23 protein-coding genes and 1 pseudogene are annotated in these 22,039 nt (G+C 34.9%); 9 read left to right on the forward strand and 15 right to left on the reverse strand.

The annotated features are described in order from the left end of the window. The gene (locus MKY88_RS16905; protein WP_340814207.1) at positions 1–1,626 is read right to left on the reverse strand and encodes a flavin-containing monooxygenase; all 1,626 of its coding nucleotides are present in this window, start codon (positions 1,624–1,626) and stop codon (positions 1–3) included. Positions 1,627–1,767: 141 nt separating this feature from the next. Between MKY88_RS16905 and MKY88_RS16910 the strand changes: the two genes are divergently transcribed. Next, positions 1,768–2,457 carry a response regulator transcription factor gene (locus MKY88_RS16910; protein ID WP_340814208.1) on the forward strand — a complete coding sequence of 230 codons (690 nt, stop codon included), beginning with the start codon at positions 1,768–1,770 and terminating at the stop codon, positions 2,455–2,457. Between the two features lie 115 nt (positions 2,458–2,572). Here MKY88_RS16910 and tsaA read toward each other — a convergent pair. The 4 genes and pseudogenes from tsaA to MKY88_RS16930 all read right to left on the reverse strand — a co-directional run bounded on the left by tsaA (position 2,573) and on the right by MKY88_RS16930 (position 7,044). After that, positions 2,573–3,001, reverse strand: a pseudogene (gene tsaA / locus MKY88_RS16915) (tRNA (N6-threonylcarbamoyladenosine(37)-N6)-methyltransferase TrmO). A gap of 65 nt (positions 3,002–3,066) precedes the next feature. Then, the gene (locus MKY88_RS16920; protein ID WP_340814209.1) at positions 3,067–4,257 is read right to left on the reverse strand and encodes a Ger(x)C family spore germination protein; all 1,191 of its coding nucleotides are present in this window, start codon (positions 4,255–4,257) and stop codon (positions 3,067–3,069) included. Then, on the reverse strand, positions 4,254–5,351 hold the full coding sequence (locus tag MKY88_RS16925) for a spore germination protein (protein WP_340814210.1): 1,098 nt from the start codon (positions 5,349–5,351) through the stop codon (positions 4,254–4,256). The genes MKY88_RS16920 and MKY88_RS16925 overlap by 4 nt, the downstream gene beginning before the upstream one ends. After that, positions 5,329–7,044, reverse strand: a complete 1,716-nt coding sequence (locus MKY88_RS16930; protein WP_328204116.1) for a spore germination protein — start codon at positions 7,042–7,044, stop codon at positions 5,329–5,331. Before MKY88_RS16930 ends, MKY88_RS16925 begins: the two co-directional genes overlap by 23 nt. Positions 7,045–7,299: 255 nt before the next feature. Between MKY88_RS16930 and MKY88_RS16935 the strand changes: the two genes are divergently transcribed. The 5 genes from MKY88_RS16935 to MKY88_RS16955 all read left to right on the forward strand — a co-directional run bounded on the left by MKY88_RS16935 (position 7,300) and on the right by MKY88_RS16955 (position 12,280). Continuing rightward, positions 7,300–8,307 carry a hypothetical protein gene (locus MKY88_RS16935; RefSeq protein WP_328204115.1) on the forward strand — a complete coding sequence of 336 codons (1,008 nt, stop codon included), beginning with the start codon at positions 7,300–7,302 and terminating at the stop codon, positions 8,305–8,307. A 235-nt stretch (positions 8,308–8,542) separates the two neighbouring features. Next, a complete protein-coding gene (locus tag MKY88_RS16940) occupies positions 8,543–9,664 on the forward strand; it encodes a hypothetical protein (RefSeq protein ID WP_340814211.1) in 1,122 nt (373 codons plus the stop codon). 168 nt (positions 9,665–9,832) lie between these two features. Beyond that, complete coding sequence (locus MKY88_RS16945) at positions 9,833–11,329, forward strand: serine hydrolase domain-containing protein (RefSeq protein ID WP_340814212.1); 1,497 nt, start codon at positions 9,833–9,835, stop codon at positions 11,327–11,329. Positions 11,330–11,442: 113 nt separating this feature from the next. Beyond that, positions 11,443–11,922: a GyrI-like domain-containing protein gene (locus tag MKY88_RS16950; protein WP_291756726.1), complete on the forward strand. Its 480-nt coding sequence runs from the start codon at positions 11,443–11,445 to the stop codon at positions 11,920–11,922. Positions 11,923–12,097: 175 nt separating this feature from the next. Beyond that, complete coding sequence (locus tag MKY88_RS16955) at positions 12,098–12,280, forward strand: hypothetical protein (protein ID WP_340814214.1); 183 nt, start codon at positions 12,098–12,100, stop codon at positions 12,278–12,280. 52 nt (positions 12,281–12,332) lie between these two features. Here MKY88_RS16955 and MKY88_RS16960 read toward each other — a convergent pair whose 3' ends face one another. Then, entirely contained in the window at positions 12,333–12,650 is a 318-nt protein-coding gene (locus tag MKY88_RS16960; RefSeq protein WP_069482246.1) for a hypothetical protein, read from the reverse strand. Positions 12,651–12,709: 59 nt separating this feature from the next. Further along, entirely contained in the window at positions 12,710–13,138 is a 429-nt protein-coding gene (locus tag MKY88_RS16965) for an NUDIX hydrolase (protein WP_069482247.1), read from the reverse strand. 192 nt (positions 13,139–13,330) lie between these two features. On the opposite strand from MKY88_RS16965, the gene MKY88_RS16970 reads away from it, so the two are divergent. Next, positions 13,331–13,795, forward strand: coding sequence for a DinB family protein (locus MKY88_RS16970; protein ID WP_069482248.1), 465 nt, complete (start codon positions 13,331–13,333; stop codon positions 13,793–13,795). Between the two features lie 144 nt (positions 13,796–13,939). Here MKY88_RS16970 and MKY88_RS16975 read toward each other — a convergent pair whose 3' ends face one another. Then, on the reverse strand, positions 13,940–14,455 hold the full coding sequence (locus MKY88_RS16975; protein WP_069482249.1) for a DinB family protein: 516 nt from the start codon (positions 14,453–14,455) through the stop codon (positions 13,940–13,942). Positions 14,456–14,763: 308 nt separating this feature from the next. After that, positions 14,764–16,716 (reverse strand): LTA synthase family protein, encoded by a 1,953-nt coding sequence (locus MKY88_RS16980; protein WP_340814215.1) that lies wholly within the window; start codon positions 16,714–16,716, stop codon positions 14,764–14,766. 810 nt (positions 16,717–17,526) lie between these two features. Between MKY88_RS16980 and MKY88_RS16985 the strand changes: the two genes are divergently transcribed. Together MKY88_RS16985 and MKY88_RS16990 are read left to right on the forward strand one after the other, a co-directional pair. Beyond that, entirely contained in the window at positions 17,527–18,009 is a 483-nt protein-coding gene (locus MKY88_RS16985) for a hypothetical protein (RefSeq protein WP_328204096.1), read from the forward strand. A gap of 17 nt (positions 18,010–18,026) precedes the next feature. Further along, entirely contained in the window at positions 18,027–19,046 is a 1,020-nt protein-coding gene (locus MKY88_RS16990) for a hypothetical protein (RefSeq protein WP_340814217.1), read from the forward strand. A 358-nt stretch (positions 19,047–19,404) separates the two neighbouring features. Here MKY88_RS16990 and MKY88_RS16995 read toward each other — a convergent pair whose 3' ends face one another. The 6 genes from MKY88_RS16995 to MKY88_RS17020 all read right to left on the reverse strand — a co-directional run bounded on the left by MKY88_RS16995 (position 19,405) and on the right by MKY88_RS17020 (position 21,994). Beyond that, positions 19,405–19,629, reverse strand: a complete 225-nt coding sequence (locus tag MKY88_RS16995; protein ID WP_258268801.1) for a hypothetical protein — start codon at positions 19,627–19,629, stop codon at positions 19,405–19,407. After that, positions 19,626–19,850 (reverse strand): hypothetical protein, encoded by a 225-nt coding sequence (locus MKY88_RS17000; RefSeq protein ID WP_340814218.1) that lies wholly within the window; start codon positions 19,848–19,850, stop codon positions 19,626–19,628. The genes MKY88_RS16995 and MKY88_RS17000 overlap by 4 nt, the downstream gene beginning before the upstream one ends. A gap of 42 nt (positions 19,851–19,892) precedes the next feature. Continuing rightward, entirely contained in the window at positions 19,893–20,507 is a 615-nt protein-coding gene (locus MKY88_RS17005; protein ID WP_340814219.1) for a hypothetical protein, read from the reverse strand. A gap of 224 nt (positions 20,508–20,731) precedes the next feature. After that, positions 20,732–21,448: a peptidoglycan recognition protein family protein gene (locus MKY88_RS17010; RefSeq protein WP_340814220.1), complete on the reverse strand. Its 717-nt coding sequence runs from the start codon at positions 21,446–21,448 to the stop codon at positions 20,732–20,734. Further along, positions 21,445–21,705, reverse strand: coding sequence for a phage holin (locus tag MKY88_RS17015; RefSeq protein WP_340814222.1), 261 nt, complete (start codon positions 21,703–21,705; stop codon positions 21,445–21,447). Before MKY88_RS17015 ends, MKY88_RS17010 begins: the two co-directional genes overlap by 4 nt. Beyond that, the gene (locus MKY88_RS17020) at positions 21,695–21,994 is read right to left on the reverse strand and encodes a hypothetical protein (protein ID WP_193832725.1); all 300 of its coding nucleotides are present in this window, start codon (positions 21,992–21,994) and stop codon (positions 21,695–21,697) included. The genes MKY88_RS17015 and MKY88_RS17020 overlap by 11 nt, the downstream gene beginning before the upstream one ends. Positions 21,995–22,039: the final 45 nt, after the last annotated feature.

The raw sequence follows: 22,039 nt of genomic DNA on the forward strand, positions 1-22,039 counted from the left end.
CTATGATATAGATTTTAATTTTAATAACTGAAAGCCTTCATAATTATTTTGGGCAACCTCCTGACAGCGTTTTGTGTAATAATTGAATCCACCTAGATAGATTAAGAAGCTACGTGGTTTCCCTGCAATATTTGCGCCTGTATACCACGAATCGCCTTTTACATATAATGTTTCATTTGCAATCTCTCGACAATGTTTACTCCATGCCTGCTCTGCCTCCGCATTTGTCTCCATGACATCGAAATCATGTTCACGTAAATAATCGATGCATTGTGCTATCCATTCTACATGTTGCTCTATAGCAATTGGCATATTTACAAGGACAGAAGGACTTTCTGGACCTGTAATCATAAATAGATTTGGAAAACATGCTGTAGCTAGTCCAAGATATGTTTGAACAGATGCACCATTTTCCCATTTGTCTTTTAATGTCACGCCATTCCTTCCACGAATATCTATTTTAAATAAAGGACCCGTCATGCCGTCATAGCCCGTTGCAAATATGATCATATCTAACTCGAAATGATCGGTAGCTGTTTGGATCCCTGTTTCAGTAATCTTTAAGATTGGCGATTCCTTTACATCCACCAGTAAAACATTATCTCTGTTATATGTTTCAAAATAATCGCTATCTAAAACTTGTCTTTTTGTGCCATACATATACTTTGGACATAGCTTTTCTGCAACGATTGGATTTTGAACAGTTTCGCGTATTTTAGAACGAATAAATGCCGCCGCCTTTTCATTCGACTGTTCATTTGTTAATAAATCCTTGTAAGTCGATGCAAAGGCAAATCCACCTTGCGCCCATGCTTCCTCAAAAACTTCCTGTCTATGATGATCACTATCCTCAATAGCAGATGGGTGGTTATAGGCAAAAGGTGTGCCTGAAACAGAATTTCTCATTACATGCTTCAGACTTTCGAAATTCCCCTTGGTCTCTCGTATAAAGCCTTCATCATACAGATGATTACGAGCAGGAATTGTATACTGTGGTGTTCGTTGAAAGACAGTTAAATGCTTGGCTTCTTTAGCAATTACCGGAATGGCTTGAATGCCACTAGAGCCTGTTCCAATTATACCTACTCTTTTGCCTGTGAAATCTACCTTTTCATGTGGCCAATGCCCGGTATGATACCATTCTCCACCAAACTGATCTAACCCCTGAAACTTAGGAACATTCGCTGCAGAAAGGCAGCCTATCCCTGTAATAAAATACTTCGCTAAAACTTGATGTCCATCATTTAGATAAACCAGCCATTTATTCTGTTCCTCATCAAAATGTGCAGCCTTGACGCGTGTGTTGAATTGAATATTTGCTCGCAACTTTAAACGATCTGCCACATAGTTTAAATACCGTAATATTTCTTCTTGCTCAGGAAATCTAGATGTCCACGTCCATTCTTCATATAATTCTTTAGAGAAAGTATAATTATAATAAATACTTTCAATGTCACATCTAGCACCAGGATATCGATTCCAATACCAAACGCCCCCTACACCACCACCAGTTTCATAGACGATCGTTGAGAATCCTTTACTCTTTAATTGATGTAACATATATAAGCCTGCAAATCCTGCGCCTAGAATAACTGCATCTACCTCTTTAATTGGTTGATTTTTCACATCATTCCCCCTCATCTAATAAATTCTCAAGTGAACATTAAGAAAAAAATAGCTTTTCTTAACATAAATGCTACAACTTACAGAAAATATTGAAAATTCCTTATTTTAAGCGTAGTATATACTTAAAAAAGGGGATAGGTCATGTCCAATCTCTATACCATTCAAAAACGTTTCAACACTGTGCAAAACTATTCCAATCACGAAGAGTTGTTGATTCACATTTTGCAGGTATATCTAGATTCTTTTCCGATCAAGGATGCTTATTTATTAAGGTATTCACCGATAGGCTTTGTCGCTGAAGGTATTATTTATTTAAATGAAGAGGGTGGCAGTCATATCGGAGAAATTCGTGAGGAAATACGTAGCTTCCCTATTATTTATTCAGCTATCGTCGAGAAAAAAGCTAAATTTTGTACGGGCATGGACTATTTAAAAAACATCAGTATTAAATATTCCATCCCCTCTCAAAACAACGCTTTTTTAATTGTTCCTATCTTTATTGGACATTATGTGTTTGGTTATATTTGCAGTACACAAATAGATATGGATGAAATAACTGAAAAGCTACTAGATGACTTTACAGCCTTTGGCAATGTGATTGGTCAGCTCATCATTCAAGCTAGAGACCCTAAAAAGGATAGTATACTTAGTAAGAGAGAATTAGAGGTCATGAGACAGATTGCTTTAGGAGATAGCACGAAGGAAATGGCTGATTTTATGAATTTAAGTGAATTAACAATCAATCAATACGTAAAATCCGCCATCAAAAAATTACAGGCCAAAAATCGCACGCATGCCATCAGTATTTTATATCAAGAGGGGGTTATTTAATAGGGGGAACAAATTTCTCCCCCTTTGAGCCTATCGAATTAGACATCTGAATCGAAAATAAGCAAATACCATATATTGTTTACATTCATTCCCAATATGCTTTCATTAAATCCGTTTACCATGCTGGCTGTTTAATAACTCCTTTCGGTAGGAATTCTTTCATAACTGGCTTCATGTCTATAATAGGCGTCCCATCAATTGCATCAAGCCTTTTTACAAACAATGTTCTCTGTTTGTCCTCTACCAATTCAACCATCGTAATTCCCATTTTATTTGGTCTATTTTTACCTCTTTGTGCGAAAATGCCGACTTTTGGATAGTTTTGATTATTTCTTGGGATGCCTCACTTCATACTGAATTTGATCGTCTGAAACCTGATCAAAATAAAAAATGATTTCTAAATGAGAAAAATCTTCTATTCCTTTCAACGACTATTCATGAAAATTTTCTGAGAGTTCAATGGTTGATATAATTTCTCACCAGTGATCCTCTTTGTTTTCCGGCTGTTGCTAACTGTAGCAATTGGTTGAATCATATATTGCATTCCATCATCCCTCATTCCATAATTCCCGTATATGGGAATAAATATAAAAAAAGGCGATTAACGTATTAATCACCTGACGTTCCATAATCCTTGATGGTTACGTTCACTTCACATTTTATAGGTACCTCACTAAATATTTCATCCCAATCTTTTTTTATCTTTTCCCATTCTTTTGGATACTTAATTCTTAATTTATTACCGAATCCTGAAACATCTGTTTGATATTCTTGTTGAAGCTTTTCAGACGTTTTCATCACTAATCTTTCAATTTCTTGCTCGATTGTTTTCTCCGCTTTTTTTAAAAATTTATTATTAAATGCTTTATCTGACAGTACCCAATGTTCAGCAATTCTTCCTTCAGTTTGAATTTTCACTGTAAAAGAAATATGGTCACCATCTACTTTTGGTACGATCTTACTTTTCATAGACATGATTTCATAAACGAGAGGTGAGCCCGATTCTTTATCAAAACTCTTTACTAAACCTCCTTTACCTTTTCCTGTGATCCATGCAATGCCCTCTAAGTCGCTTTCATTCAAAAAACCTCGAAGTTTTTTAGTTTTCCCATCAATGACAGCAGCGCCTACAAACTTTACTTCTCCATCTTCTGAAATAACGTTTTGTAATAAAAAGCTTGAATCCGAATATAATTTTCCTTCTAATTTCGCAATGGTCATAGGTGGCAATATTTTAGTTGTTCTTTCATGCCCCCCCATCATCTCGACCAATTGAAAGGCAGGGATTTTCGTTGGTTCATTCGTTTCAAGTGTCTCACTTGCCCGCCCCTGAGCAATAAGAAGAAGTCCGCTTGGTCGTATTTCGAGCTCTCTTAGAAAAAAATCCAACAATTGCTGTAAGTTAATAGTGCTGGCAAGATCCTCGCCAATAATTGTGACCTTGGAATGCTCTGCAAATGAATGTTTGTCTGACTTTAATAGCATATTTCGTAAAGTAGGTAAAACAACATCCCCTGTTTCAGAAACATTTTTATATGCCTTTTCTCGTAATGTTCCATCTTTCATTCCAGTAACAGTTGTCTCAGAAGTGACCAATTGATTCGTAACGGTAAGCAACGTTCTATTAGCATATTTAGCCTCTGTTTGTTCCTCAGTCGTAGCCTCTCCTGTTGCTAAATCCAATGAGGTACCAACAATCAATCCTAAATCCTCAATCTCTTTACTACTCCAGCAGCCAGTAAGTAGGAGAGATGCCATTACCACAAGAGAAATACGCAAATATCGATAGGGTCTCTTCATGTTTTATCGCCTTTCAGTTTTGATATAAGGAGTAAAGTTATGGGTAATACACCAAATAAAAATAACGCAGCATGACCGATCTTATGGCCAAACTTAAACAAGTCATTAATATTTTTAGGTGTCATCGCGATAATATAAATAATCGGTAATAACCCATATAGAAAAGGGTGTATGCTTTTCTTAAAAAGCTGAGCTAATCCTAAAGCGGCAGCATAATAGGTAATGGTGAAGGTAGCAAAAATTTGCATAATCCAAATAACAAGTAAAAATGATTCAAAGCGCTCGAAAATTAATCCTGGAATTTCAAAACTCCGCATAAGTTCGATTGTTGGCCATGTTCTTGTCAGAACCCCTTCAATGGAAAGAGCGCCTATCACCATTACAACTGTAATAACATAAAAAAGTAATGGAATCGCTATGCCCACTAAGACGACTTTGACTGCTTTCTTTTTATCAGATGGGTACATAAATGCCACTAAAAGCAGCATAATCTCAGGTCCTAGAAACGCTAATGTCGCCGTTTTGATTCCTTTCAACATGGGAACAACTCCCATCCCTAAAACAGGTCGAAGATTATCTATCTCAAAAATTCCTAAGCTTAAAAAAGCGACAAGTAAAAAAATCACAAAGGTAATGGGAAATATAATTTCGAATAATCGACCGATCGAATTAATCCCACCACTCACCAAATAGAGCCCCACCCATAAAAAGGGTAGAATAATAGCCCATGTGGGTGTTCCCTCCAATAAAAATAGGGAGGTTACTTCAGCCATGATTCGTACCTCAAATGCAGAAATCGTAAAGAAATAAGTAATGACAAGTGCACTAATCAACCAGCCTAGCCATTTCCCAATAATATCTTGATTGTATTGATAAAATGTCTTGTCTGGATATTGTTGACTTAGCTTGACGATAATCACACCTGCAATCATGGCGACAAGGCCACCTAAAAAAACACTAATCCAAACATCTGGCGTTTTTACCTTCTCTACCGAGGCACGAGGCAAGGTGAGGATGCCAGTTGCAAGAATATAATTAATAATAATGACCATTGTTTGGGACGTCGTAATTTTATCTTTTGGACTGGTGATCATGGCTATTATTTTCCTTTCCTCTTATTTCCCCTTTACGAACAGAGTCTTTTGGCTGTAATAATTTTGGTCGGCGTTTCATCATCATTAATGGCATACGTACCATAAAATCTTTCCAATCCCCTGCTCTATATGGGACAGTTGGACTAACATAAGGAACACCAAAACTTTTCAGCTTCACTAAATGACTGCAAAGGAACAGGAAAAATAAAATGACCCCGTAAAGACCAAATATTGCAGCGAAAAACATGGCAACAAATCGGAGCATTCGTAATGTAATCCCAGCGTTATATTGAGGGATAGCAAAGGATGAAATAGCGGTTAAAGCAACGACGATAACCATAATTGGACTTACAATTCCAGCTTGGACAGCTGCTTCTCCAATAACAAGACCACCGACGATTCCCATTGTGGGACCGATCGGCTTGGGTAAACGAAGTCCAGCTTCTCGTAAAATTTCGATTGCTACCTCCATAATTAGCGCCTCGATTAACGCAGGAAATGGAACTCCTTCCCTTGTGGACATCATGGACAGTGCTAGCTTAGTTGGGATTAATCCCTGATGGAACGACACAAAAGCAATATACATGGATGGACCAAAAAGTGTAATCCCAGCTGCTAAGTATCGTAGAAGACGAATGAGCGAACTAGCAAACCATCGTTCATAATAATCTTCTGGCGATTGTAGTAGCATATTAATGGTAACTGGTACAATTAAAGCGAATGGTGTGCCATCTAATATAATGGCAACTCGCCCCTCCATTAATGCCCCATATACTCGATCAGGACGCTCCGTGTTCTGCACTTGTGTAAAAGGGCTCAGAAAATTATCTTCAATTAATTGCTCTATATAGCCCGATTCTAATAGGGTATCAAGGTCGATTGTTTGTATCCGTTTTTTTACCTCCTCCACCAACTCTGGATCTACTATCTCATCCATATAGGCAATAACTAGCTCCTTTTTTACCCTCTCCCCCACTGCCATCTGAATGATAGATAATTGCTGATTTTCACCTTGCTGTCTTAGAAGGGCCGTATTGTCACTTAATCTTTCTGTAAAGCCTACTCTTGGCCCTCTAACAACCGCTTCTGAAATAGGCTCCTCAATATTACGCGTCTTGCCATTTATCGTACAAAGTAATAAAACATTAGGCATACCATCTACAAATAAAGCTGTATACCCTGTTAATACTTTACTTACTATTCCTTGCATCGTTGATTCTTCTAGTATATCCCCGATAGGTATATTATTTTTCATGAGGTTCTGCAGATTGCCGTTTTCTGTTAAAGTAGAGGCGGATGTGTCCGAAAAACGTTCCATAATCGAAGTCAAAATATGCTCTTCGATTTGCACTTTATCTGCCAGTCCTTCCAGAAAAACAATGGCCGCACGAATATCAGTGTTTCCTATGTGAAACTCTCTAAAGTGGGCATCCCAATTATGCCCAAGTTCTTTTTTTATTTGTTCAAAATCTTTGTTAAAATCACCTGTAATCGGGGCAACTGTTTCTTGACCAGATGGCTGATCTACTTCCTTTTGGTTCGAATATTCTTTCATGTCGATCTTGCCATTATTCTTTTTTTCAAGTAATAAACCATTAAATAATTTGAAAATTAAAAATGGAATAATGAATACTAAAAAAGCCTGCATAAAAACTTGCCAATGTGGTATGTAGAATATTATCCTTTCCCACATAATGATCACCCTCTTTAATACAATCGAACATAGAATTACTACATGTTTTTATCATTATCTAAGCGGTCCTATTTTAAACTTCTAAACGTCAACATCTTTCCATGACATAGTGCTAGCATTGGGATGTATTTTTAGCTTAATGATTCATTAGCTTTCCTCAGTCCTTAATATCCCCTTTTATTTATTCGGATCATTGAAATCTATAAAATAAGATATGGTATACTAGCTACTATGAAAAATTAGAAGGTGACATATATGCTAGAAGTTAATGAAAGTAATTTAGCCCACTATAGTATCCATTATTTGAGCGAGGCGACTCTTCTTTTAGGAGAAGAGGCATTTACACAGCCAGAGCTCATGTTAGAAGCTGCATTTACACAGCTTGCATTTAGTAAAATAGAGCTGGAGCAGCAATATGAATTTTTCCATGAAACAGATATTGCGCTAAATGAAGTTTTTGCCTATTCAAAAAAAATATTCGAGCAGGACAGTAGCTTTCTTGAACAATCTCAAAATATGGCGAAGCACTTACATAGTGTATCCCAGCACCCAAATATCAAAAGCGGAGAGCTATTTATTGGCTTGTTTGAAAATTGTTTTCTATTAAATGAGGTTAAAAAGGTCATTGCCATTGTTAAAATTGATGAAAAAGAAATGTTTTTAGATGTCAAAAATGACAATAACAAAATGATCATTCACGGTGTGGATGGTATAAATGTGAAAAAAATTAATAATATGGCCATCATCGTAGATGTGGGACAAGAGCAACCCCCTGCTGTATTTATAAAGACGAAGCGAAAAGAGGATATCGTCTACTGGCAAGAACGATTCTTAAAAATTAAAGCAGCAGATGAACATTATCATAAAACCGATTTAGCGCTCAATGAATGTAAGAAGTATATTTTAAAAGAAGAGAATTACTCGAACACAGAGAAGCTGGGCTTTTTAAATAAAACGTTAGATTATTTTAGAAATGAAGAGGAGTTTCAAGTTGACCACTATATTGAAACCGTATTTGAGCAAGCGGATGCTACCCAAAAGGATATCCTCGTCAATTCAGTCAAACCTTATGAAACTGTTATTTCTGACAGCGCACTAGAAAAAGCTGAAAAGAAATATAAACGTAAAATAAAGCTTGATTCCAATATTGAAATTCAAGTCAATATTCAGCATATCGATCAAATAGACGAACTGATTGAAGTTGGCTATGATGAGGCAACAAATCGAAAATTTTATAAAATTTATTTCCAGGATGAAATATGAATGAGAGAAGCTCACGCTCGATGGTTGTAGTGCTATAGCTTGACCGCTTAGTGAAACTCAATGGCTTACCCTTGTTTCATTATAAAAAAGGCATTCCCTTAAAAAGGGATGCCTTTTTTGCCTTAAAAACCACCATATTCTTTTTAAAGTTTTTTAAAAAAAGATAAAACTTTTTCATTTGGTAAAACGTCTAATAATTGGTAACAGAAGTTAACCTAAAGGAGAATGGATAAAGATGAAAAAACCTTTTAAGAAAACTTGGATTTTAGCTTCCGCATTAACACTAGGAATGGCCGTAATGACCCCGCTTCAAGCTGGTGCAACATCAGTTGATACAACTAAACAAGTCACTATACAAGTAGAACAAAAGATAAAAGGTACCATTAAGTACTTTGATGGCGATGGCCTCTCTATTAAAGGAGCCGATGGCAAAAATTATTTTATTGGCTTACACAAATTCTCTGACAAGCAAATCGAACAATTAAAGCTAGTAGAAGGACAGGAAATCGCTGTTGAAGGAAGCATTGTAGAAGATTACTCAGATTTCTATACATTTGATGTGTATAAAAAAAGCTTACCTAAAGAAGTTACAAAAGAAGAGTTAGTTCAATTAGAAAAGCTCTTCACTGACATGAAAAAGGCAGAAAAAGAAGAGAATTATGAAGAAATGGACCGAGTTTATCAGGCTATGAATAAAATTACAAGACCTTATGAATTGGCAAATTGGCAGCCTGAGCCTTTTGAAGATTTTATTAATGAAGCTGCTTTTGCTGAGCAAAATATCGTCATCAAAAAACAAGATAAAGAACAGCTTAAAGTACTTTATGCTGACTGGGTAAAATTCACTAAAGAAGATAAATCAGATGAGGCACAAGAAAAAATAGATAAAATCTTTACTATTTTAGAGGCATACTTCCAAGAGCTATATCCTCCACTAACTTTTGAGCAGTATATGGCTGATATGGATTTAGACATAACAAAAGAGGATCTCGTAAAGCTAAAGGCGATCTATGAGGAAGCTCAAAAAGCAGATAAAGATAAAAACGAAGAGCTTTCCATCAAGCTATGGGATCAATTCTACGAAGTCATTAATTCATATTATAAGCCAGTTTCCTTTGAAGAATATATGTCAGATATCGAATTTGACATTAGCGAATCAGATTACACAAAACTAAAACAGCTCTATGAGGAAGCAAATGCCTTAGATCAAAAAGGTGAAGATGAAAAGGCTGCTGCCCAATGGGAAGCCTTTTATAAAATTTTAGATCCATATTATTTGGAAAATAGAGACATTCTGATTTCGGCATCGAAGTTAATCATTCACGGGAACGATTTACTTCCAGAGCAAACAAAATAATCTTATTAGGGCTCTCCTATTTACTATAGGAGTAGCCCTTTTCTCTTATATGACAAAATTGTCATGTACTCCATGGAATAGTCATGTTAATCGATAGTTTGACCATAAATTGCTTGTTATAGTAATCCTTGTTGTAACAAGCAATTTATATGTTAAGGAGAAATGAGCATGACACTATTTATTAAAAAATCTGTTGTGATTGCTGTAATGCTAGTATTTTGTACGATGTTACCACAATTCGCACACGCAATATCCGATGACAAAATTCGTAAAATTGAACACTTTATTGAGGAACAACAAGCCCTTAGTAAAATCCCTGGCCTTTCAGTAATTATTGTTGATAAGGGGGTAACCGTATATCAACAAGGCTTTGGGTATGCAGATACGAAGTCAAAGACACCCGTTACTTCAGATACTCTTTTTGAGCTAGGCTCCACATCTAAAGCCTTTACTGGCCTTGCCATTCTTCAATTGGAAAAAAAGGGAGTACTGAAACGTTCAGATGATATTCAAAAATATATCCCATGGTTAACATTAACCTATAATGGAAAAAAGGAAGTTATAACAATTCAGCAGTTACTGTCGCATACAAGTGGGATTCCTTCTAATTCCATTGTTCAAATTCCCGAAAGCACAGCCAAAAATGCCCTTGAACAAACGGTCAAAACATTACTAAATCAAACATTAAATCGAAAACCAGGAAGCTCTTTTGAGTATGCAACGATTAATTATGATGTGTTAGGACTAATCATTGAACAAGTATCCAAACTACCATATGATCAATACGTCAAACAAAAGATTTTAGAACCTATTGGTATGTATGAATCGTTTGTAGGAATTCATCAAGTAGAATCCCCTCATATGGCATTGGGTTATAAAATAGGGCTTATGAAAGAGCGACCTTTTACACCCCCTATCTACCGTGGAAATATCCCCGCTGGCTATGTGATCAGTAACGCAAATGATATTGCAAAATGGTTGAAATTACAGTTGGGCAATAGTGAAATTTATTCAATTGATGCTAACACCATTAAAGAATCACATATCCCTGACCACTCTGTAGAGCCTTTTGATACAAATACTTATTATGCTACCGGTTGGGCAGTGGTTAAAAATGATAACAAGCCATACATTTACCATGCTGGAGAAAATCCGACTTTTACATCGTATTTCATTATGCAGCCTGAGGAGCAAATAGGGGTTGCAATCTTAGCCAATATGAATACAAGCTCGACAACTGCTATCGGCCAAGGAATCATGGATTTGTGGGAAGGTAAAACGACGGCTCCACAACATGCTAATAGCTATCAAAAGCTAGATAAAATCGTCACGATAATAAGTATCATTATAATAGGAATCTGTCTAATCCTTTGCTATCTTTTAATCAAAACTGCCACAAACATTTATAAAAAAAGACGCCAATTGACTAAGCTAACTTACAAGAGAATAATTATATTAGTTTCCCACTCATTACTCGTTGCCATACTGATAACAGCACTTTTTATGGCACCAGAAGTATTACTTGGCGGTTTAAATTGGACCTTTATTAAGGTGTGGGCACCAACCTCTATATCGGTATTATTGTATAGCCTTATAATGGCTTGTATTCTATATTTAACATGGGGGATTATACTCATTATGACAAAAAGAAAAGGGCAAGATTAATTGTCTATGAAATGTTTGAGAGTATGTAGATAATCAGGATGCCACGAACCTTTTTGATTATGTACCAACAATATTATGCTAAGTTATTCTAAAACAGAAAGGTTAGTGAGCAAATGTTATTAATAGATGTTGAAAAGGTCCATAAACAAAAGATGAATTTCATAGGATTTTCTACTAAGGCCAGTCTAAACGAGGACATTCATTTTAACATTGTAAAAAATCTACGAGAACAAGTTTTAATTCAAATCCCTTACATAAAAAATAGGATCGAGGATAGCATTTTTCTTATCCAAGTATATGATGAAGAAGAATGGACACCTGACACTCCTTATACACATATTGTAGCAGTGGGAGTAAGTGATTTTTCATTTGTACCAAACGATATGATTACACATACCATTCCTAACGGTGAATTTTTAGTATTTAAGCACCAAGGACCTGAGGAAGGTATCGATAGTACCTATATGGCTATGAATGAGTGGTTAGAAGACAATAACTATGTAACCCCGCGACCATTTGATATCGAACAATGGGATGATCTAGCAGCTATGAACAATCATGATCATATTATTAAACTCTATATACCATTATAATCTCCTTAACCACATGGATTAAATAAATAGCCAGTTACTCGAATAATAGTGAGTAACTGGCTATTATAAAAAAATGAAACGCTACAAAAAATGAATCTAAATCAAATCTGGAACGTAAAATTATTTAATAAAAGTTATATGATTCGACTGAATTTTGGGAAACGGGGTTTGTTTTATGAATGAATGGTGGCAAAGTAAGAGAAGAAAAACGAGAAAAAGCAAAGAAAAGAAGAATTACTCCCTATTTGAATTATTTCTAGATGTGCTTTTTTGGATACCAGAACTGTTTTTATTCCCATTCAGATTAGTTTTTTGGTTGTTAAGAGGTGTAGGCAAATTAATTGCAGATGTATCTTAATGTCGTGAACCATGACCAATGAAAATTAATGCTGAACATTCATAGCGCTTCGTTATTTCCCCCATGGCTGTTCACCATATCTTTTAAGCTTCACGACATCACCATCATTATTGATCAAACGATTGTATACATAATTAATTTTATATTCATTGTACTTTTCTAATTGTATTTTTTCGTAAAGGTTCTTTGATAAAGTCAACTCTCGGTCATCAATTAACAAATAATATTGGCCGTTCTTTTCGATAATATTTTGTTCTTCAAGTAGATAGGTGCTTTCAACTTGTACATTATTAATAGAATAAATACCGGCTACAAGCAAGCCTACAAATGCAAATAATAAGAACATCACAAAAAGCCTAGTTTTACTCAAGTTCTCACCCCATTAAGCTTAGTAATCATCCGATACTTACACAAGTCATTACGTAAAAGCTAGAGCAATTCAAATAATCCATCCGGAACTAATGTACATTTATTATTTGAGAAGTCACTAATGGGCTTCCACAGCAGTTTGAAGCGTATGCCATTATCTTCTTGCCCCCAAAAAGAAGCTTTTTCATAAAAGGACATTTCAATAAATTCCGCTTCATAGACAAACACTATTTCATGCCTATTATCACCATTATATGTAAATATATTTTCGATTGTACCTACATGCTTTAAGTTAGTAATACTCGCTTTGATTTCTTCCAATATTTCTCGCCTCACCGCTTTCGAACTCGTCTCACCAAATTCAATTTTTCCGCCTATTGGTCGATAATAAAATGTCCCCTTTACTTCATCAAAGCCTTCACAGACAAGTATTACATCTTCTTTTCTAAATACACAAATAGCTTTTGCTATAATTTGCTCTTTCTTCACCTTATTCCTCCAATCTCTTTTCAAGCTGTGTCATAGGTACAATTCTTTATTATATCAATTTGCTCATCGTAAGCAAAAGTCTTTTATGCGAATGTTTTGTACAGATATAGCTCGTATTTATGTATTGTTTTCAGGCCAGTCATTAACATGATAAACTAGTAAGAAGTATACTAGGAAGGAGATGGAACGTGAATGATGGATGCTAAGACTATTTTATTAGATCAACTTCTAGCAAATGCAAATGATCGTAGCTGGTATATGTCATTTCATGAAGTAGTTGAAGGACTATCTGAGGAAGAAGCATTTTGGAAACCCGATGAATCCAGTCATAGTATCGCTGAAATTGTCCAACATCTCATTTATTGGAATGAAACTTGGCAAATCAGATACAAGGAAAATCATGTCCAAGCCAGTCCACAAGTCAAAAGCAATGATGATACCTTTCTTCTTAGAGATGAGGTCACTTTCTTGGAGCTAAAGGATAAATTGTTAAAAACGCTACTTCAGTGGCAGGAACTTCTTGAAGAGGAGCAACTACTATCTGTTGTAAATGGTTATCCAGTGAAGGCCGAATGGTGGGCTATCATTTCAAATGCCGCCACTCATAATGCCTACCATATTGGACAATTAGCATATATTCGTAAGATGAAAAGATAGTATTTATTAGATCATATTTTGGCACCGAATATGTAAAGAAAACGAAACAAATTGCATAAAAATAAACCTCACCCTAAAGAGAGAGGTTTATCACAGGTCTATTCAACCATTCAAAGACAAATTGCCTCTCATCTGAGTGGCTTTTTATTTTGTGTCTGCTTGAAGTGCATCTACCGAATCCACGAATGCTGAAGAAAGACCTCGTCTAATTAAGTTTGCAGAAACTGGCTTTCTCCCAATCTCCCTAGCCCAAATTGATAATTGTCCTATATGGTGAATTTCATGTGCAATAGTATGGCGAATGATTTCACCCCATGTATGCGTCTCAATTGTTCCATCCTCTAATGGAAGATGAAGTAAACGCTCTTCCATACTAGCATCCCATTTGTTTACAAAACTTTCTACTTCTAAATGAAATTCAGCTGTTAATTTCCGAACTTTTTCAAGGCTTTTATAGTCATCAAAATTCTCCTGAAAATCCTCTTTACCTTGTAAAACGCGTATCCAACTCCACTCTACATCCACTATATGGAAGAGTGTATGTAGTATATTTCCCATACCACCTGTTCTATTTTCTAAAAGTTCTTCTTCACTCAACTCTTCACACCAACGGAACCAATCTTCTCTTACCATCCAATTATATTTAAACAATAATTGCAAAAGAATCCCCCTCTTGAAAAAAATATAAGCCCTTTACTACTTCTTCATATATGGATAGTTTTCCTCCATTTTCTCACAACTCCTGCTAAGACTCGTTAGTTTCATTAAATCACAGCATCTTTCCGGAAAAAGATAAAAAGCCTTACAATCTTATAGCTGTAAGGTTTAACTTATTTATTTTGGCAAATGCTGAATCATCAGGCATAAAAAAACAGGTCAAGCTAACGGTAAGATATCATCCGAGCACTCAAACCTACTCTCCTAGATACCTTACTCATTTTCTTAACCTGCCTAGCAAAGGATAACCATTAATGCGATTCTACATCGTCTTCTTTGGAGTAATTAAATTGAGAAGGATCAACTGGCGTATAGCCTGTTGGCTTATAGAATCTCAATAAGTCACCATTCACGACTTTATCAGATAGTTGCAATTTAAGATCTACTTCATTCTTAATTGTTCTCGCAGATTCTAATTGACTATCATCTAGTGGTAAACCTGTTTCATTATCATAAAATTTTTCATTAACTGAATAGATTTTAGGGCTGACAAAATCACCGTTTCTAAATGGCACAATTTCATGGTGCTCTTCTGACAATAGGTCAGATCCAAATTGAACAAATTGTTGCGTATCAATTCCTAGTAAATGTAATAACGTTGGAAGAAGGTCTGTTTGCCCACCATACGTATGGTTAGTACCACCCTCCATACCCGGAACATGGATGAATAATGGAACGCGTTGTAAATTAGCACTTTCATATGGTGTAATATCTTTTCCAATTACTTGACTCATGGCTGCGTTATGATTATCTGAAATACCATAATGGTCGCCATATAGAACAATCATCGAATGATCATATAAACCTGATTCTTTTAATTGTTGGAAAACTTGTTCGATTGCTTCATCTGCATAACGAGCAGTTTGGAAATAATTATCAACACTTGCATCGCCTGTATTTGCTTTATCGATTGTTACTAAGTCTTGATTCATTTTATATGGGTAGTGATTCCCAACCGTAATTAATTTTGTATAAAACGGTTGTGGTAAAGAACTTAAAAGACTTTGCGATTGTTCAAAGAACGGTTTATCTAATAATCCATATTCAGCCATGTCACCTGAAGTGCCCGTATTATAATAACTAGCATCATAGAACTTATCAAAACCAAAGGATTTATAAATCACATTTCTGTTCCAGAAGCTACCGTTATTACCATGGAATACAGCCGATGTATAACCATAATCTTTTAAAATACTAGGAGCTGCCTGGTACGTATTTTGTGCTTTTGTAATATAAGCAGAACCTTGTGGTAGCCCAAATAAAGAATTTTCTAGCATAAATTCTGCATCGGACGTTTTACCTTGTCCAGTTTGATGGAAGAAATTATCAAAATACAATGTATTTTTATCTTTTGCTAATGAATTTAAAAATGGTGTAACTTCTTCACCGTTTAATTTATAGTCGATAAGAAAGTTTTGGAATGATTCTAAATGTAAATAGATAACGTTCATTCCTTTTGCTTTACCAAAATAGTTAGCATTAGGCTTTGCATAGTTAGATTTAGTATAGTTAATCACTTCTGTAATATCACTACTATCCGCCAAAGCTCTTTGTGAAGATGCTTTCATCGTTTCTACTGAATCATAAATCGTATAGTTATACATTCCTAAATATTTCACAATATAGTTTCTATCAAAACCTCTTGTTAATAGCTGCGGACGATTAGCCTCCGCTAACCCTAAATTAAGGATTGAAATTGCTAATGCACATGTAATAATCGCCATTGCCTTTTTGTAGCCAAAACGATTAGTATCTTTTTGAATTCTTTTTGAGAATCGTAGGTAGAACATTACGAATACATCAACAAAGAACAAGATATCATATGGTTTTAATAAAGAAAGAACACTACCACCTAAATCACCAAAGTTCTGCGTTTGAGAAAGTGTTGGCAATGTAATGAAATCACTAAAAAATCGGTAATAAACAATATTAGCATACAAAAGAATAGACATCAGTGTGTACACTACTACAAGTGATGTATATTTTCGTTTTCCTCTAAAGATAAATGAAAATCCTAGAAATAGCATTGCAGAACCAAGTGGATTTAATAGTAAAAGGAACTGTTGAATAACTCCTTCTACGCCTAGGTCAAATTGTGTTTGTTGAGAGATATATGTTTTAATCCATAACATTAAAACAGCTACTACATATATTCCAAAAAAGTTGTTCAATAGGTCGTCTTTTTTACTTAATAAATTTCTCATTTCTTGCACCTACCTTTTACTTATTGAATGTAAATCTTGATGTATATTAATTTAGATTATAAGTATTCCATTAAATTTAAAATAATGTTACGTCACGATAGCTTTTTTCGCGACCAATGTATAGTACTCCCCATTTAGACTTCTGTCAAGTTGTTAGGTATCGCAATAGACAATTCGTATAATCATTACTAATTAACACAAATGTTGTCATAAAAATATCCGGTAAATGTTAGTTTTTTAACTAGCATTTACCGGATATTTTAAGTAGTGATTTTATCTTTTCTATTTCCGTTAAGTTCATCCATTTTTAATGAACATACTTTTATTCGATAACATTCATTTTATATATTATTTTATAATTGGTCACCTCTTGGACCGAATACTCCAACGGAGAACCCGCCTGTTTAGGTTTTGTAAACTGGCCTCAATCTCCTGATTTTCAGATTGTTATATTCATTAAAAACCTCCTAAAAAACTAAAAATAAGTAACTATTTCTTTCGACAACAAATATAGGAAGAAGTGTATGTAATTACTTCCGATTCCACCAGTTCAGTTTTGAATAAGTTCTTTACTATTCATAACAACAAATATCTCAAAAAATTACCAATTTTATTTTTTTTTACTTCAGTTTCTATTAAAACTACTGTGTTTATTTAGGTTAGATTTATAAATTATAATACAATTGAAATATTATGTTTATTTTACTTATATTTACATATATGTTATTGTTTAATTAGGTTTTATAGTTTTAAAGGTTGTAGGTTTTATAAGCAAAAAATCAAAGTGTGAAAAAAGAAAGGATGATTCGTATGAAGAAGAAAAAATTTATAAGCAAGATAGCCCCTATCGTGGTAGTTGCTGGAATTATGTTTTCTAGCATTCCGGCATTTGCCACAGAATTGTCAGAGCCGATTACTCCAGTAGAATTACCAGAATCAATTACTATGGATGGTAAAGTGTTTATAATGGATAAGTCTGCAGGTGGTGGAAGTGGTACTGCAACACCTGACAACAAAAGTATGAGTATCACGAGAAGTTCTTATAAAGTTACGGGCAGTGATGTTCGATGGTATGTTGATTCTTCACATGGACATGGCGGTGACCATTTTTCATCTGGCTGGGTAGATGCAACTGCGCCAAGATTCACTGCACGTGCAGAAGTTTGGTCAAATGGTCGACTGAACACTACTGGTAATAATCAATTGAATAGTGGGATTAGAGCAAATGCAACTTCTTTTCTAGCTACTGGCCTTGTTCCAAATGCTACACCTCGCATTTTCTATAATTGGTAATGAAGATAAAAAACTTATTGTTACGCTTTATAAGGCCTATTTATACAATTGTCGGAATTATGTTTCTCGTCGTGCTGACTGCATGTAGTGCAACAGATGATGTAAGTGTACCAGATGTACAGCAACCTCAAACCGAAACCGTTGAACCAGAAAAATCACAAACAACGGAACCAAAGCCAGAGTCGTTTGATGGTTACGAGGATTACATAGATTACATCTCTGATATACCTGAATTTGAACCGTACTATAAAACCGTTTTTGCTTTTGAAGAACTTTCAGATGGCATCAAATCTGTGCCGATTGAAGAAGTAAAGGCTATGTATGATGAAATGAAAACAGCTTTTAATTATGTTCTTGTAAATGAATATCCCTTAGTTTATAGAGGAAATTATGAGGGCGAAACAAGTTTTGTGGATGGATATGAAGAGTATCAAGCTGCTGGCAACGATAAGGTTATTTCTAACCCAGTTAATGTTGTTTCGCTTGATCAGGAAGGTAATGAGTTTTTGACAACACCTTTAAAAACGATTTTATTAGGTGAAGACACTTTTAATCACTTCGATAATAGTATTGATGTAGGTAGAAACCTTAAAAAGTCTGATTTTACACTTGAGGCACCAAACAAACCCATTAGTGTTGTGTTGGGAATTGCGTATAAGGATATTTATAAAATTGGCGATATATTTTCCTTGGAATTAATTTCTGAAGTAATGGATTTTCAAGTCGTTGGTTTTTATAAGTCTGGTGTTGGTTTTTCAATGAACGTTGGTGCCCTACAAGATGTGAACTTGGATCATACCATCGTTATGCCTCATTTTATACCTGATTACAAACCTGTTGGAGAAGCAGCTGTTTTTCAACATGCTTATCATATTGGTGAATTGCTATCGGGCTATATTCGTATACCAGAGTCAGTCGAGAAAATAAACGAAGATACTTATGAGCATACAATGGACATGATTGATGAGGTAGCGGAACGGAATAATATTTCCGGTCTCTATAAAATGCCATATTGGCCAGTGGGGTTTGTTTGGTAAGACCGCGAAATTTGCTATCCGTATAAATCTTAAAACTTATTAGAGATCTACTAATAATTTCAGTAAAAAGTGCTCCTCTCATTAAATGGTTTGGTTGTAGCAAACCATTTTCTACTAAAAGAGAGGAGTATTTTTTATTCTTCTTTCCCTTGGCTTTAGAAATAAAAAAGTCTAGCATGGCATAATTAAACAGCTTAGAAGGCTGTGGCAATGTTCATCATTATAACAGCCCTGTACATTGCTTTCCTAGCTGGCTCAAAAATCTTTGATTTAGTTTTTTGTTATAGTGATTGTATGATCTCACCTCTTTTTGATACAATAAAAAGCATCCAAATATGAGTGCTTAATAAGTTAAAATTTATCTAATTATTTGATCATACGTTTTCCCTTTTACTGTTAATATTGCTTTTAATGGTTTCCCATCCTTCTCTACTTGTTCTGGTACAGAAGCAATAAAATGTAGTGTACCAGTTTTAAGGGGTTCGATCGATGTAATATTGGTAAATGTGAAATCTGCTCCACCTCGATCTTCTATTGTTGAGAAAGTTGTGTATTCATATTTTCCATCATAAATAATTCTCACATCCACAAATCCATCAGATGATGACCTGTTGTTAGTAAACTTTTTACAGATATAATAGTATCTAAGTACACTTCCCCTTCCTCTTCATTTTGGTAATATGTATACACGGAACACGGATTGGGTGGTGAAATTTGTTTACCGAAATCATTGTTGTTAATTGTGATTTCTGCGTAATTATCAACTACTAATGTGTTACCTTTAGTAATCGTCAGAACTTCCACTACCTCTGTTTCATTTTCTTCATTATTTTCAGTTGATCTAACTTACTTGTTGTCATTTTCATTTAAAGCTTCTGGATAAACCATAGTATCAAATACTTCTCCATTTGATTCATCTTTAAAATTTATTGTGACTTTATAATCTTTCACGTCAGCACCATTAAATAATTGGTAGTACATACCTGCTAAAGCTAGCCCAAAAGACGCTATTGCATCGAAACTACCTTCAAACTTTTCTTTATTTACTGTGAGTGTAAACTCAGAAAATGATTTGTTATAAGCCACATCATTTATAGAAGCAAAATCTTCGCTAGTTTTTAGCTCTTCTACACTTTTTACAATTCCTTCTTTTAAATCCTTCATCATTTCTTTGTGCTCTGATTTTGACATTTTATAAGTTAAAGAACCATCATCATTTTTAGTAACTTCCTTAATTCCACTATTTTTTGCCTCAGAAATAATAGAATCTATATCTTGCCCCTCGTATAATGTAGCTGGTATTGTAACTTCAACATTTATAAGACCTTTATCAACTTTTAATGGTTCTTCGGATGCTTTATCAGCACCATCTGTTTTCTTACCACTATAATCACCGTTGCTACAAGCTATTAATAAAATACTTAGTAGCAATGTAAGTAGTAAAATAAGCAATTTATTCATTTGTTCAATCTCCCTTCCTCACAAATATACATGGATATCAAAGGAATTTCTATTACCATTTTCTTATTTTTGCATTTTTATCTTTACAATAAAAAAATCTAAAATTTCAACTATGTTTTTAACCCCGTCCCTTACTTAGAACGGGGTTAAGCTGGTTTGAGGTCATAAAATTAAATTTAACTATTAAAAAGCCCATTACCAATTAAGGTAATGGGCATGTGCTGTTAAGCGCTACGTTGTGCAATAATAATTTTTAATCCTTCAAAATCACCACTTGTCATAGTACCATTATCGAATTTCTCCAACCAAGATTTATCAATCAATCCTTTATCGACTGCTTGTTGAATGTAATCACGTACTGCAGCTTTGGCGGTTGTGTTAGTGAATTTCATCGTATCATCATCCTCTACTATTTGTTGTTCTGATTCATTTGACTCCATAGCTTTTTTAATTCGGTTCAAGAAACTATTCCAACGACCCTCTGTTAATATACGGTGTGGGCAATACTTACCGTTCCAATCCTGATGCTTCTTCACTCGCTCAATGCCCCACCCAAATTGTTTTAAAAGCTTTGCAATGTATTGAACAGCGTTTTCCTCTGCAACTCCATAACGAACGTCACCACTTTTGCTGTAGCAAATTTCGATACCAATAGAAAGGCGATTACCTTTCTTTAAAGCGTTAGGATCACTACTACCTCCGCCATCCCCACAATGCCAAGCGTTTCGATTAAAAGGTATTGCTTGAATAACCTCTTTATCATCTACAGCCACATGATACGAAATCTGATTGTTATTACCAATCATGTACGAAATTTCGTTAACTGCAGGCGCGTCATTGGCTGTATTGTGTACGGTAATGAATTGTGGTGCCATGATGAAAGGCGCCTTTATTGAATACTTGGTTGAAGGTAAAAGAGTTTGTTTGAATTTGTAGCTCATTTAACCTCACCCTTTGACCTGTCATATTTCAAGGCTCTTTCACTATCATTTATACCCGGCGTCGTTGGGTCACTCACTACTCCAAATAAAACTAGCAAAGCTAGTACAGTATTAAAAATATCGGTTACGTGATCATTATAAATTGTAGTATCAAAACCAAATAAAGTTCCAATTTGTTGAATTAATAACAACAACAAAGAAAATGTTCCCACTAAGAATGGCTTATGTTTTAAACGTACTTTCCAATTAATTTTCATGTGCAATTCCCTCCATTTTATCCAAACGTTTATGAGCTTGTTTACTTGATTCCTCTACTCGAATTACACGCTCTGATAGCCCTGTAACACGCATTTCCTGTGCTTTAATATCAATTCTAATCGATTCGACACCTGCATTAATATTGTCTAATTTGGTTCGTATTACAGCCGAATCAGACGCATCATTTTTCACATCTTTGTCTCGATTTCGATTATAGGTAAGTACAGTGATAACAGCACCTAACACTGTGCATAAAATACCTATTAAAGCTACTGTTTGACTGTCCATTACAACACCTCCTTTATACATAATAAAAAGCTACAGTCATATATT

This window comes from Lysinibacillus sp. FSL R7-0073 (genome assembly GCF_038009065.1).
In the GTDB taxonomy this organism is placed as follows: domain Bacteria; phylum Bacillota; class Bacilli; order Bacillales_A; family Planococcaceae; genus Lysinibacillus; species Lysinibacillus fusiformis.